Source organism: Paraliobacillus sediminis (assembly GCF_003426055.1).
Window position 1 is genome coordinate 13,517 of sequence record NZ_QJSI01000003.1, and the last position, 14,237, is coordinate 27,753.

Below are 14,237 nucleotides of genomic sequence, written 5' to 3' on the forward strand. Positions count from 1 at the left end.
TAGGAGAGAGGGATGTTGATGAATAAGATTGAAGTGAATAATTTAACGAAAATATTTGGAGCTCATCCCCAACAGGGGCTTAAGCGGTTGAAAAATGGCGAACAAAAAGATGAAATTCTTGAGAAGACAGGAATGACTGTCGGAGTAAGTCAAGCATCGTTTTCTATTAAAACGGGTGAGATCTTTGTCATAATGGGTTTATCTGGAAGCGGGAAATCGACATTAATTCGGTTAGTGAATCGATTAATCGAGCCAACGGATGGGGAAGTTTTAATTGATGGAGAAGACATAACAAAGATGAATAAGGCAACATTAATTGAAACGAGACGTAAAAAATTAGGTATGGTCTTTCAAAAGTTTGGCTTGTTGCCCCATAAAAATATAGTAGATAATGTTGCTTATGGATTAGAAATTCAAGGTGTAAAAAAAGAAGAACGTGAAAAGAAGGCATTGCAAACAATCGTTGATGTTGGATTAAAGGGATATGAAACAAGCTATCCGAGTCAGTTAAGTGGCGGTATGCAACAGCGTGTAGGGCTTGCGCGCGCTCTAACTAATGATACTGATATTTTACTAATGGATGAGGCTTTCAGTGCCTTAGATCCGATCATTCGTAAAGAGATGCAGGATGAGTTGTTAAAGCTACAGGACAAATTAGGAAAAACAGTCTTATTTATTACGCATGACCTAGACGAGGCATTAAAACTGGGAGATCGTATTGCCATCATGAAGGACGGAAGAATTGTTCAAGTTGGTACATCGGAACAAATTTTAGAAAATCCTGCAAATGATTATGTTTCTAATTTTGTTAAGGATGTAGATCGTTCAAAAGTGTTAGAAGCATCGCATGTCATGAAAAAACCAGAAGTGTTAATGACCTATAAAGATGGCCCACGCGTAGCGGTTCGAAAAATGGAAGAAGCAGGAGCGTCAAGCATCTTTGTTGTAGATAAAGAAAAGAACTTTAAAGGTTTACTAACAATTGATGATGCGATAAGAGCTTATGAAGAAACGATATCGATGGAAGAAGTACTAATTGTTGAAGGTATTCATTCAACTAGTAAAGATACAGCATTAAATGAGTTAATTGGGATTGCGGTAGATACAAAATACCCCATTGTTGTCATAGAGGATGGAAAGTTATTAGGGATAATATCTCGTGTTTCAATCTTGGCTGGGCTAGTACTTGGTAAGGAAAAAACGGAGGTGATACCGTCATGAATTATTTTCAATTACCTTTAGAAAAATGGACAAATATGTTTGTTAATGACTGGTTGCTTCCTGAAATGAGTGGTTTTTTTGATAAAATCAGTAATGTCCTTAGTTCATTTGTTGAAGGCGTAACGAATTTATTAATTGTTATACCTCCAGAAATCATTGCTATTGTACTCATACTTCTATCGTGGAAGTTTGCTGGTAGAAGTATTGCGGTTTTTAGCTTAGTTGGTTGTATCTATATTGGTTCTGTTGACCTTTGGACCGAAACCATGCAAACACTTTCGATTGTTATTGTTTCTACAATCATTTCGGTAATATTGGGTGTTCCAATTGGGATTCTAAGTGCTAAAAACCAAGTTGTCGACCGAATTGTCCGACCAATCTTAGACTTTATGCAGACGTTACCTATCTTTGTTTATCTAATACCAGCGATCTTATTATTTGGTCTTGGTGGCGTGCCAGCAGTTATTGCAACATTTGTATTTGCGACCCCACCAGCTGTAAGGATGACAAGATTAGGAATCATTCAAGTTCCTGAAGAAGTAGTTGAAGCATCATTAGCTTTTGGAACAACACCATGGCAATTGTTGCTTAAAGCACAACTACCTTTAGCTTTACCTACGATTATGGCAGGTGTGAATCAAACGATTATGTTAGCACTATCTATGGCTGTAGTTGCATCGATGATTGGTGCACCAGGTTTAGGATCAGCCGTATTAAAAGGTATTTCAACAGTTAATGTAGGTCTCGGTTTGACTGCAGGATTAGCAATTGTTGTAATTGCAATTATTCTTGACCGGATAACGCAAGGTTTAGGTAGTAAATTATAAAAATAAAAGAGGAGAGTTAAAATGAAAAAAGTAGTATTAGGTATAATAGGTGTATTATTAGTAGGATTAATTGTAGCTTGTGGACAAGATGAGGATGCAACAGACGGAGAAACGCAAGAAGAAACAAGTAATAGTCAAACGATTACATTAGGTGTAACACCATGGACGAGTACTGTTCCGCCAACAGAAATTGCTAGTCTGATTTTACAGGACATGGGATATGAAATAGAGCAAACACAAGCTGATGCAGGTAGTGTTTACGTTGGGTTATCAGGTGGCGATATTGACGTGTTTATGGATTCTTGGCTTCCGGTTCATGATGTATATTTAGAGAAATATTCGGATTCGATTGAGGAAACCGCTATGAGTTATGATAATGCAGCTTCAGGTTGGGTAGTTCCAACGTATATGGAAGATATTAATTCTATAGCTGATATTAAAGGAATAGAAGATGAGTTTGATAATGAGATGTATGGAATTGAAGATGGTGCGAGTGTAACAGGTGTTATTGATGAGTTAATTGAAGGTTACGATTTAGATATAGAGCAAGTTAATTCTTCTGAAGGTGGCATGATTGCACAAGCAATGCGTAAAATGGAAAATGAAGAGCCGGTTATTTTTTATGGATGGCGCCCACACTCGATGTTTAACAAATTTGATCTGAAAGTACTTGAAGAGGAAAAAGGATTCTTTGAATCAGCATCAGTTCATGTCATTACAAACAACGAATTACAAGAAACAGCTCCAGACGCGTATGAATTTTTAAGCAATTGGAGTATTCCGATTGATGATGTTGAAGAAATGATAGTTAAGATTGAAGAGGACGAAATCGAACCAAAAGTAGTGGCCCAAGAGTGGATTGATAATAATCAAGATAAAGTAGACGAAATGTTGGGTAAATAATAGTTTTTAAAAGTCTGTGTTGACATGAGTCAGCACAGGCTTTTTAAACAGAAAGGATGATCCATGGTGACTAAAAAAGAGCACGTAATAGTTGATAGAGAAGTTTCTTGTACGTTAAGGGATGGGATTAGGCTGTATGCGAATATTTATCGTCCACAAGAGGCTGGTGCATACCCTACATTGTTAACAAGATTACCTTATAACAAAAACCTTCCCGATTTTTCTCATAGATATATTGATCCGATTCGTTTAGCGATGGACGGATATGTGGTTATTATTCAAGATGTCAGGGGTAGATTTGCTTCTGAAGGAGAGTTTGAACCTTTTGCTCAAGAGGGAAAAGATGGCTATGATGCTGTAGAATGGGCCGCTACCTTACCATATTCTAATGGGAAGGTCGGAATGTTTGGTTTATCTTACTATGCATATACGCAGCTGTACGCTATGGTTGAGCGTCCACCCGCACTAAAAGCTATATTTCCAGCAATGGTAGGTAATATCTTTAAAGAAGCCTTTGGTAAAGGTGGTGTATTAGAATTAGCGTCTGCAGAAACATGGATGTTGGACTCAATAGCATCGGATTATTTAAAAAGAAAACAAGAAAGAAATCAATATAATGAAACGATAAAAGAAATCACCAACGATTTAAACCAGATTGAAGAATGGCATGGATTTACACCAATTAAAGATTGGCCACCAGTCATGAAACATACAGAATTACATGAAATTTATAGTAACTATATGAGTCAAGTATATAGTAAAAAGGCTATCGCAAATGTTAGTCATATAGATCCAAAGCAAATTGATATCCCAGCTTACCATCTTGCAGGTTGGTATGATAACTTTTTAGGGCAAACATTAACAAATTATCAAGAAATGAGTGAATCGAACGACAATCAAAAATTAATGATTGGTCCATGGGGGCATGGAATGTTTTACTCAGAACTCGGTGAACAATCGTTTGGAGTAAATGCTTCTGGGGCTTCCATTGATGGTAAAAATGATATTACTTCCCTTCACAACAGATGGTTTGATCAATGGTTAAAAAATAAAGATTTTCCACTGGATGATCAAGATCCAATTAAAATATTTGTGATGGGTACAAATGAATGGCGCACAGAAAAAGAATGGCCACTTAAACGGACGCAATACACACCCTACTATTTTCATAGTGATGGGCAAGCGAATACAACAATGAGTTCTGGAAGTCTAACGATCCATCCTCCTGTTAAAGAGAAGTGCGATCACTATACCCATGATCCTGAAATTCCTGTAAGAACAAACGGTGGGGGCATCTTATTTTATAACGGTAAAGGAGCGGGCCCACGAAATCAGAGGGTTACGGAGGAGCGAGAGGATGTATTGGTGTATACATCAGCACCATTACATGAGGCTCTAGAGGTAACAGGCTGGGTTAAAGTTATTTTATGGGTATCCACGGATGCTCCTGACACGGATTTCTCTGCTAAGTTAGTAGACGTTTTTCCTGATGGTAGAGCGTATAATCTGACGGATGGGATTGTTAGAGCGAAGTATCGACACGGTAAGGAGAAAAAAGCGAGCATGAATGGTGAAATTATTCAGCTGGAGATTGATTTATGGGCTACTAGTAATGTATTCTTACCAGGTCACGCAATAAGAATCGATATAGCTTCGAGTGATTTCCCAAGATACGATGTGAATCCCAATACAGGAGATACAACATTAGATACAGTAAAAGTGGTAAAAGCAAAGCAAACGGTGTACCATCAAACAGAATATCCATCCCATGTTTTGTTGCCAGTGATACCAAAATGAGCTAGCGATAGGTGACATATAAAACTATTGAGACTGCCTTAACGTGCGTGATTTTGATGAAAAGGCGGTCAATTTTTCTGAGATATTTTATATTATCAATTGATATGTGGTGAAAAAAATATTTAATAACTTGCATTATTTAAAAACACATGCTATAGTAAAGAAGTTATTCGTGTTTGGTATGCAAGGAGTAAGTATTTAAACTTTTCGCCTTTGATATCTAATTGAGCATTAATAGTAATAAAATGTGGAATTTATCCACCTAGGAGGAAACAAACATGCAAGAAGGTACAGTAAAATGGTTTAACGCAGACAAAGGTTTTGGTTTCATCGAAATTGACGGAGGAGAAGACGTATTCGTTCATTTCTCAGCTATCCAAGGCGAAGGATTTAAATCACTTGACGAAGGTCAAAAAGTTACATTTGAAACTGAAGAAGGCCAACGCGGACTTCAAGCTACTAATGTAAACAAAGCGTAATAGCTTTATAATGAAAGGACTCTATTCTGTAGAGTCCTTTTTTATTTGTAAAAAAGAGTCAGGATCTGTTAAGCGACAAATTGTCGTAATGCAGTTTCTGGCTCTTTTTTTGTTTGATAAGCGAGCGATAATCCGGCGGAATTGAGCAGTAATACCAATGGAAGGATACATTAATCGTGAGGAGCTTGATTAGTTTTTTTACCAAACTGCCTTTGACAAAAAAACTGAGTTTGTTATAATGAACGTGTTCACGAAAAAAACACGTTCATAAAAAAATGCGTTATAAATAGACAAGATAAGAGCTAGTAGAAAGGGAAAAGTTGATGAAAAATGAAAGGAAGGAAATACAACGAACAAGGATGTGGCGCTATTTTCTGGATGCTGCCACGGAAATGATTGAGGAGGATGGGATCGATCACGTTACGATTCGAAAAATTGCAGATCGTGCTGGTTATACAAGTTCCACTGCTTACAATTATTTTAAGGATCTTTCGCATTTAAAGTTTTTTGCATCAATGCGTTTTACAACAGACTATATTAATGATTTACCAAATTATCTAAATAAAGGTGGAAATACGATAGAGAGCTGGCTATATTCATGGGAATGTTTTTGTATGCATTCTTTTGAAAGACCAGAGATCTATGAACTCATTTTTATGGAAGACCTAGGTGGTTCTGTGGATGATTTATTAGATGATTATTACAAGATCTATAAAGAAGATTTAATCGGATTACCTGATGAAATCAAACCAATTGTATTGGAATTGAATTTTTCGAAAAGAAGTGTACTCTATCTAAAAGATGCTGTGGATGAAGGATTTATCAGGCAGGAAGATGTCGATTTATTAGCTGATACAACATTGATGATTTGGAAGGGTATGATGAATACCGTATTAAATCGACGTAGAAGTTATACCAAGGAAGAAGCTGTCAGACAGACCCTTTCTTTCGTTTATGAATTTGTCCGACGTGTTGTTGTGACAGACAAGCAAAAAGAAATTAATTTCACCATAAGATAAGACGAGAGGTTGAGTGTAGTGGTTTTTAATATTAAAGATTCAGATAAACGTACAGTAAAAACTGATTACCCAAGAGAAATTAAACAGATAGAGCATGTATGGATTCCAATGTCTGATGGTGCTAAGTTAGCTGCGACAATCTGGCTTCCGACAGATGCAGTGGAAAATCCGGTACCAGCTATTTTGGAATATATTCCATATCGCAAAAATGATTTTACTGCTATTCGAGATTCGGCGCGACATCCATATTTTGCAGGTCACGGTTATGCAAGTATCCGTGTTGATATTCGTGGTTCAGGAGATTCTGATGGTATTTTACTAGATGAGTATATCAAGCAAGAACAAGATGATGCCTTGGAGATCTTCGATTGGATTGTCAAACAGAATTGGTCAACAGGTTCAATTGGAATGATCGGTAAATCGTGGGGAGGATTTAATGGTTTGCAAGTTGCTGCAAGACAACACCCTGCATTAAAAACAATCATCACACTAGATTCGACAGATGACAGGTATGCAGATGATGTACATTATCGCGGTGGAAACGTGTTAGCTTCTGACATGCTTTGGTGGTCATCGACTATGTTTGTTTATAATGCAAGACCACAAGATCCGCAAGTAGTGGGTAAAAGTTGGAAAGAGAATTGGTTAGATCGTCTAGAAAACACTCCACCATTAGTTGAAGAATGGATGAGACACCAACGCAGAGATGCTTATTGGAAGCATGGATCGATATGTGAAGATTATTCAGCTATTCAAATCCCTGTATTTACGGTTAGTGGATGGCAAGATGCGTATACGAATACGGTTTTCCGTCTGCTTGAAAATCTACCAAAAGAAAGTAAAGGGCTGATTGGACCATGGGCACATGAATACCCTGAAGTGGCGACACCTGATCCAGCAATTGGTTTTTTACAAGAGTGTTTACGTTGGTGGGATCAATGGTTAAAAGGAATTGATACAGGAATAATGGATGAACCCAAATTAACTTCTTGGATTCAAGATAGCGCATTACCACAAGTAACGTATACAGAACGCCCAGGTAAATGGGTTGGTGATACGTCATGGCCGTCTGCTAATGTAACAGACAAATCGTTGTTGTTAGCAAATGGAAAACTTACGAATCAAAGTAAGGAAGGCGAGCAAGTTCTGATACCAAGTGTACAGGAACATGGTTTTTATACAGGTGTATTCTGTCCATTCGGCCAACCTGGTGATTTACCTGGTGATCAACGTCTTGAAAACGGAAAATCAGTTGTCTATACTTCGGATCCATTTGAAGAAACAACAGAACTTTTAGGCCATCCTATATTTCATGCGGAAATTGCATCAGATCAAGAAAATGCACTGCTAAATGTCCGACTATGTGATAAAGCGCCAACCGGGGAATCGACGTTAATTAGCTGGGGTATGTTAAATCTGACACATCTTGCATCGCATGAACATCCAGAAAAACTGAAACCAGGTAAGAAATATAAGGTGGAAATTAAATTAGATGCACTAGGGCAGCAATTACCTAAAGGACATCAACTAGAACTAGCCATTTCACCAACATCTTGGCCACAAGCTTGGCCGTCAGCTAAACCCGTTACGCTCACGCTTTATAGTGGAAAAGAGACGAGGTTGACGATACCAGTACGAACGCCACAGCCTGAAGATGTTCACGCAGGTAACTTTGAAGCACCAGAAACGGCAGAAATAATGGAAAAAGAAATACTGCGCGCAGAAAAGCGGACACGTGAAGTTAGACACGATCTAATTAATGGGATCTGGAAATTAGAAGATTTCTCTGATGAAGGGGAAAGAAGACTTCCACACAATGGCATGGAGTATGGTAGTACGAATGCAAATACTTTTACTATAGAAGAAAACAATCCACTATCAGCACGTGTCCAATGTGATTGGGAATTAAAATTAGGTAGAGAAGACTGGCAAACGAAACTAGTAAGTAGTAGTGAAATGACCAGTGACGAAACGACTTTCTTCCTAACTAATATTTTGACAGCTTATGAAAATGATGAAGAAGTATTCCACAAAGAATGGAAAACAGAAATACCAAGGGATTTTGTTTAGTAAAATACCCAAGGGATTTTGTTTAAAAGATTTCCGAGGAAATAAAAAAATAGTAAGCATCCCGAGCGATGCTTACTAACCAATCTTACTTTTCAATTTTTCTAGGGACATGATTAAAGATTTCATTTGATTCAAAGAAATCAACTAAACGTTCAATCCACTCAAAGTATTCTTTCGACTTTTCGGATTCTTCGAACATCATTTTTGCTTGTTGTTTTGCTTCATCATCTAGCGTTTGATCTTGAAGTGCTTTCTTTAAGTCTAATTGATTTTTTTGTTCCAAATGTTTATTGCGTTGAACAACCTTTTTCCAGTTAGATGTAAAAAGGGAAACGAAATTTTGATAATAGTCTGCGTCGATTGTATAAAAGTCTTTGCGAGAACCTTTGATGAAAACTTTTTCGGCAAGATTTAGTTCGACCATTTCTCTTAGAACTTGACTCATTCTTGTTTTACTCATGCCTGTTTTATCAGCAAGTGTACCTAAGTCAAGTGGCTCGCCTGCATAATAAATGAAGGCATAAACCCGACCGATTGTAGCTGGAAAACCATAAGATTTCATGTTTTCAGCTATCTGTTCTATCGTGCGATTATGTACTGTTTCTATATAGTGATTATTTTCCATGAATACCAACTCTTTTAAATTTATTTAGTAACAGATTAGCATAGTTGGTACAAAATAGAAAGTGGCTAATCGTGACGAAAAACAGAGAATTATGGAGTAAATGTATAAATCTAAATGGCGTGCACTTTGTAAACTTAATATTTTATAAAGTTTGTGCAATTATAAGTTTATACGGCGTTTTATTCTTTTACAGATCAACTATATAATTGTATGAGTGAAAGCACGTGAAAAATTACTTTTTGAAAGATGAGGGGGAGAACTCTTGATTCAATTAAAACAGATAAATAAAGTTTACGATGATGGTTTTCAAGCATTAAAAAATATTGATCTTACATTTGAAGAAGGAAAAATTAATGTGTTAATCGGTCCGAGTGGTTGTGGTAAAACAACAACAATGAAATTACTTAACAGATTAACAGAACACACGGATGGCCAAATTTTGATTGATGATAAAGATATTAAGGATATTAATCCGATTCAGCTTCGTCGTCAAATGGGTTACGTGATTCAAAGTATTGGTTTATTTCCACATATGACGATCTATGATAATGTAGCGACGGTTCCAAAGCTACTAAAGTGGGAAAAAGCACGAACTAGAAAACGTGTAGAAGAGTTACTAAATATGGTGAATTTGGCACCAGAAACATACATGAAACGTTATCCTTCCGAATTAAGTGGAGGACAGCAACAACGAATAGGTGTTATTCGTGCGCTTGCTGCAGAACCTTCTACAATTCTTATGGACGAGCCCTTTAGTGCACTAGATCCAATCAGTAGAGAACAACTACAGGATGAACTCGTTCGACTTCAAAAAGAAATCAAAAAAACAATTGTATTTGTTACCCATGATATGGATGAAGCAATCAAGATTGCTGATCAAATCATTCTGATGAAGGGTGGCGAAATTGTTCAAAAAGGATCCCCAGAGGAGATTCTAGCTAATCCAGCAAATGATTTCGTGAAAGAATTCATTGGATCAGATAGACTTGATCAAGCCAAAAAATTACCATCCGTACAAGAGCTTTCTGTAAAAGACTATATGGTGCTTTCAACTGAAACAACAGTGGATTTGGCAATAGAGGATATGGTTACAAATAATGTTGCAGAACTGCCAGTTGTCGATGAAACAGGAAAGTATTTAGGTGTGCTAAGCCTGTATAAGGCTTTAGCAAATAAAGCGGCACGGCTTTCTGAAATAGTTGATTATTCAGTCATTACTGTTAATGAAACAACGGATCTTAATTTAGCGATGGGTGACTTAAGTAAAACGAAATCGATTATACCAGTTCTGTCAGAAGATAAGAAACTAGTTGGGATAATCGAGAATAGTACATTGTTTGTAGCTCTTCATCAAATATATGAGAGTAAGAGTGGTGTGGCTTAAATGGAAATGATTTTAGATTACATTGATTTTTGGCAAAGAAAATATGATTCTATACTAGGTTATACCTATGAACATATTCTAATTTCCTTTACGGCTATACTACTTGCTATTGTTATATCTGTTCCATTAGCAATTTATATGACGAAAATGAAAAACGAAAAACTGAAAAATCTTATATTTAACATAGCTAATATTTTTCAAACAATACCTACAATTGCTTTACTAGCAATCATGATACCTATTTTAGGGATTGGTTTTAAACCAGCTGTGGTAGCGCTCTTCTTATATGCGCTTCTTCCATTATTACGGAACACATATGCTGGTGTGCAATCGATCGATCCCGGTATTGTTGAAGCAGCTAGGGGGATGGGTTTTAATACGTTTCAACGTTTATTTAAGGTCGAGTTACCTGTTGCATTGCCTTATATTATGTCAGGAATTCGAGTCACAACCGTTTATGTAATTAGTTGGACGACTTTAGCAGCTGTTATTGGTGCTGGCGGCTTAGGTGGACTAGTACTTGCTGGTATTGGGTTTAATGATAAAGAAATGATTTTCACCGGAACGATATTAGCTATTGGTATCGCGTTGTTATTAGATTTTGTTTTTGCAAAAATTGAAAAAGGCCTTTCAAAAGCCTAAATATAAAAAGAAAAAAGGGGACATTACATTATGAGAAAGTTTTTATTTGCAAGTTTATTCGCAGTATTAATGTTAGCACTAGCAGGATGTGGCGATAATGAATCAGCTGATGGTGGAACAACACTTGAATACGGTGCACAATCGTATACTGATCCGAAAGTCATGAGCCAAATTGTTAAATTATTAGTGGAAGACCAAACAGATCATGCAGTAAATATTACAGAAGATATTCAAGCAAGCCCACAAATCATGGCTGCTTTAGATCGCGAAGAGTTTGATATTGCAACACTTTATTCTGGTGAAGTATATAATAACCACTTTGATGAAGATGAAGTAGAATATTCAACAGATCCGCAACAAACAATTGAACAAGCACAAGAATTATTTGGTGCAGAGTATGATATGAAATGGTATGACTCAATTGGATTTAGTAACCAATATGGTATTGCAATTCAAGGTGATTTTGCTGAAGAAAATAACATAACAACTATGTCTGATCTTGGTGAATTCGCTGATCAACTAATCGTTGGTACAGATAGTTCATGGATTGAAAGAGAAAATGACGGTTATGCAGGTTATCAAGAAGCATATGGATACAGCTTTGATGATGTTCGTGGTATGGAAGTTTCACTCATGTATGAGGGTATTAATAGTGATGAGTTAGACGTTGTAACAGCTTATACTGTTGATCCACAAATCTTAGAGTATGATTTAAAATTATTAGAGGACGATGCAAGTTTCTTCCCTCCATATGATGCATCATTAGTAGCAAGAAATGAAATAATTGAAGAATATCCAGAAGTTAGCGACATTCTTGATTCAATCGTAGGTTTGATTAGTACAGAAGAAATGACACAATTAATTCATGAAGTAGATATTAATCAACGTACTCCTGAAGAAGTTGCAGCTGAATTCTTAGAAGAAAAAGGTATGCTTGAATAAGCGAAACAATGTTTTATAATAAAATCTTTTTAAAAAGGTGATTTGACATGAACTTTATCACTGAACTTGGTCAATATATGCTAGAAAATTATGCGGAATTATTAGCGTTAACAGTGGAACATATATTAATGGTTGTCTACGGGATTGTGCTTGCACTTGTCGTAGGTGTGCCATTAGGTATTCTAGCTGCGAAATTTGAAAAAGCAGCACCATTTATTCTTTCTCTAACAAATATTTTGCAATTAGTACCTAGTTTAGCTATGTTAGCAATCTTAATGATTTATTTTGGATTAGGATTTGAAACAATGGTTATTGGTTTGTTTTTCTATTCTTTACTTCCAATCGTAAGAAATACGTATGTAGGGATTAGGGAAGTAGAAGAAGGTATCACCGAAGCAGGTATTGGTGTTGGTATGACGTCCTTACAATTATTAGCAAAAATACAGCTTCCATTATCTATTCCATTTTTAATGGCAGGATTGCGTGTAGCTTCAGTTATAGCTGTTTCCGTAGCTTGTATTGGGCCATATATCGGAGCAGGTGGACTAGGGAAAGAAATCATCTCTGGTATTAGTCTTCAATCAGATCTAAAAATCTATGCTGGTGCTATTCCTGCTGTATTATTAGCAGTTATTGCAGACTTCATTTTGGGTAAGGTAGAGAATAAGACTAAAGAACGAACAACGTAAGATAGGAGTGAATATTCACTTGAAAGAGCAAATGTTTTTGAAACTAGACGAATTATATGACGAAATGGTTGATATACGACGACACTTACACATGAATCCAGAGTTGTCTTTTCAAGAACATGAGACAGCCAAATTTATTGCCGATTATCAAACAAAGTTAGGATTAGATGTACAGACTAATGTTGGTGGATTAGGTGTTGTTGCCACATTAAAAGGTGGGAAACCTGGTAAAACTGTAGCGATTCGGGCGGATTTTGATGCTTTACCAATAGAAGAAGAAAATGATGTGCCATATAAATCTCAAAATTCTGGTGTGATGCATGCTTGTGGTCATGACGCTCATACAGCGATTGCGCTTGGAATAGCGAAAGCGTTAGTAAGTGTGAGGGATGAATTAGAAGGTACAGTAGTCTTTATTCATCAACATGCGGAAGAAGAAGATCCAGGTGGGGCAAAATCGATGATCGAAGCGGGTGCATTAGAAGGTGTCGATGCTGTTTTTGCCACACATATGGAAAACTATATTCCGGTAAATCATATTTCACATAATGATAACTATATACTCGGTTCATCAGATGACTTTGTGATCGAAATAAAGGGTGTTGGTGGACATGCAGCCTTTCCACATGATACAACGGATGTTATTTCGATTGGGAGTCAACTTGTAAGTAACTTACAACAAGTAGTGAGTCGGAAAGTAGACCCATTAAAGTCAGCTGTCTTGACGATTGGTTCGTTTCAAGCTGGAAGTAAAGCAAATGTTATTTCTGGTGCTTGTATAATGGAAGGAACAGTAAGGACATTTGATAAAGACGTTCGTCAAGAAATGTATGACTGGATAAAGCAGATTACCGAACATACATGTAAAGCATTCGGTGCGGATTACCATATTGATTATCAATTTGGTTACCCAGCAACGAAGAACGACAAGACGATGAATCAACTGCTTGTTAATGCAGCAAAAGATGTATTACCTGCAGAAAATATCAAAGCAGATCCACCAACAATGGGTGCAGAGGATTTCTCTTACTTCCTTGAACAAAAGCAAGGTACCTATTTCTTTACAGGATCAGCGAATGAGGAGAAAGGATTTATTTATCCGTATCATCATCCTAAATTTGATATCGATGAAAAAGCATTAGAGAATGGTGCAAAAGTATTAACAGCTACTATTTTTGATTTTTGGAAAACGTATAATTAAGTGGAATGAATCATACTTCTGAGTTAAATCAGTAGTTATAATGCAAGCTCACAATAGGCGTTAGATAAATTATTAAAAAAAGAGACAGAACCTGTAAAGCGGTAAATTACCGTAATGCAGCTCCTGACTCTTTTTTTATTTGATGAGCGTTTTAATCCGACGGAAGAGGGTGCTAATTCGGCGGAGCGCGTCTTAATTAGGCGGAAGGACGCCATAATTCGGCGGAGCGCGTCTTAATTAGGCGGAAGGACGCCATAATTGGGCGGAAGGTGTCTTAATTAGGCGGAAGGACGCCATAATTGGGCGGAGCACGTCTTAATTAGGCGGAAGGACGCCATAATTGGGCGGAGCACGTCTTAATTAGGCGGAAGGATGCCATAATTGAGCGGAGCTAGAATTAATCAATACAAAAAGGTAGCCAATTGGCTACCTTTTTGT

At 36.9% G+C, this 14,237-nt stretch carries 13 protein-coding genes; 12 read left to right on the top strand and 1 reads right to left on the bottom strand.

All coding sequences use genetic code 11. The features are described from left to right. The first annotated feature begins 18 nt into the window (after positions 1-18). The 7 genes from D2K60_RS12780 (at position 19) to D2K60_RS12810 (ending at position 8,316) form a co-directional block, all read left to right on the top strand. Entirely contained in the window at positions 19-1,221 is a 1,203-nt protein-coding gene (locus D2K60_RS12780) for a quaternary amine ABC transporter ATP-binding protein (protein WP_117170390.1), read from the top strand. Further along, entirely contained in the window at positions 1,218-2,048 is an 831-nt protein-coding gene (locus tag D2K60_RS12785; RefSeq protein WP_117170034.1) for an ABC transporter permease, read from the top strand. Before D2K60_RS12780 ends, D2K60_RS12785 begins: the two co-directional genes overlap by 4 nt. A 21-nt stretch (positions 2,049-2,069) precedes the next feature. Continuing rightward, on the top strand, positions 2,070-2,951 hold the full coding sequence (locus tag D2K60_RS12790) for a glycine betaine ABC transporter substrate-binding protein (RefSeq protein ID WP_117170033.1): 882 nt from the start codon (positions 2,070-2,072) through the stop codon (positions 2,949-2,951). A gap of 63 nt (positions 2,952-3,014) precedes the next feature. Continuing rightward, positions 3,015-4,748: a CocE/NonD family hydrolase gene (locus D2K60_RS12795; RefSeq protein ID WP_240335344.1), complete on the top strand. Its 1,734-nt coding sequence runs from the start codon at positions 3,015-3,017 to the stop codon at positions 4,746-4,748. A gap of 278 nt (positions 4,749-5,026) precedes the next feature. Further along, on the top strand, positions 5,027-5,227 hold the full coding sequence (locus tag D2K60_RS12800) for a cold-shock protein (RefSeq protein WP_112180538.1): 201 nt from the start codon (positions 5,027-5,029) through the stop codon (positions 5,225-5,227). Positions 5,228-5,550: 323 nt separating this feature from the next. Further along, entirely contained in the window at positions 5,551-6,246 is a 696-nt protein-coding gene (locus D2K60_RS12805) for a TetR/AcrR family transcriptional regulator (RefSeq protein ID WP_117170031.1), read from the top strand. Positions 6,247-6,264: 18 nt separating this feature from the next. Next, a complete protein-coding gene (locus D2K60_RS12810; protein ID WP_117170030.1) occupies positions 6,265-8,316 on the top strand; it encodes a CocE/NonD family hydrolase in 2,052 nt (683 codons plus the stop codon). Between the two features lie 85 nt (positions 8,317-8,401). Here the strand turns inward: D2K60_RS12810 and D2K60_RS12815 are convergent, their stop codons facing one another. Next, entirely contained in the window at positions 8,402-8,941 is a 540-nt protein-coding gene (locus D2K60_RS12815; RefSeq protein ID WP_117170029.1) for a GbsR/MarR family transcriptional regulator, read from the bottom strand. Positions 8,942-9,203: 262 nt separating this feature from the next. Between D2K60_RS12815 and D2K60_RS12820 the strand changes: the two genes are divergently transcribed. Genes D2K60_RS12820 through D2K60_RS12840 form a run of 5 tightly spaced genes read left to right on the top strand, consistent with a single transcriptional unit; the run spans position 9,204 to position 13,799 of the window. Next, positions 9,204-10,325, top strand: coding sequence for a betaine/proline/choline family ABC transporter ATP-binding protein (locus D2K60_RS12820; protein WP_117170028.1), 1,122 nt, complete (start codon positions 9,204-9,206; stop codon positions 10,323-10,325). Then, entirely contained in the window at positions 10,326-10,967 is a 642-nt protein-coding gene (locus D2K60_RS12825; protein ID WP_117170027.1) for an ABC transporter permease, read from the top strand. 30 nt (positions 10,968-10,997) lie between these two features. Next, positions 10,998-11,909 (top strand): ABC transporter substrate-binding protein, encoded by a 912-nt coding sequence (locus D2K60_RS12830; RefSeq protein ID WP_117170026.1) that lies wholly within the window; start codon positions 10,998-11,000, stop codon positions 11,907-11,909. A gap of 47 nt (positions 11,910-11,956) precedes the next feature. Next, a complete protein-coding gene (locus tag D2K60_RS12835) occupies positions 11,957-12,598 on the top strand; it encodes an ABC transporter permease (RefSeq protein WP_117170025.1) in 642 nt (213 codons plus the stop codon). A gap of 19 nt (positions 12,599-12,617) precedes the next feature. After that, positions 12,618-13,799 (top strand): M20 family metallopeptidase, encoded by a 1,182-nt coding sequence (locus D2K60_RS12840; protein ID WP_117170024.1) that lies wholly within the window; start codon positions 12,618-12,620, stop codon positions 13,797-13,799. Positions 13,800-14,237 lie beyond the last annotated feature (438 nt).

Bases quoted from the DNA above. Each gene is read 5' to 3' on its own strand.
- D2K60_RS12785 (WP_117170034.1), top strand. From the start codon at position 1,218: ATGAATTATTTTCAATTACCTTTAGAAAAATGGACAAATATGTTTGTT.
- D2K60_RS12835 (WP_117170025.1), top strand. From the start codon at position 11,957: ATGAACTTTATCACTGAACTTGGTCAATATATGCTAGAAAATTATGCG.
- D2K60_RS12825 (WP_117170027.1), top strand. From the start codon at position 10,326: ATGGAAATGATTTTAGATTACATTGATTTTTGGCAAAGAAAATATGAT.
- D2K60_RS12830 (WP_117170026.1), top strand. From the start codon at position 10,998: ATGAGAAAGTTTTTATTTGCAAGTTTATTCGCAGTATTAATGTTAGCA.
- D2K60_RS12795 (WP_240335344.1), top strand. From the start codon at position 3,015: ATGGTGACTAAAAAAGAGCACGTAATAGTTGATAGAGAAGTTTCTTGT.
- D2K60_RS12805 (WP_117170031.1), top strand. From the start codon at position 5,551: ATGAAAAATGAAAGGAAGGAAATACAACGAACAAGGATGTGGCGCTAT.
- D2K60_RS12800 (WP_112180538.1), top strand. From the start codon at position 5,027: ATGCAAGAAGGTACAGTAAAATGGTTTAACGCAGACAAAGGTTTTGGT.
- D2K60_RS12790 (WP_117170033.1), top strand. From the start codon at position 2,070: ATGAAAAAAGTAGTATTAGGTATAATAGGTGTATTATTAGTAGGATTA.
- D2K60_RS12780 (WP_117170390.1), top strand. From the start codon at position 19: ATGAATAAGATTGAAGTGAATAATTTAACGAAAATATTTGGAGCTCAT.
- D2K60_RS12815 (WP_117170029.1), bottom strand. From the start codon at position 8,941: ATGGAAAATAATCACTATATAGAAACAGTACATAATCGCACGATAGAA.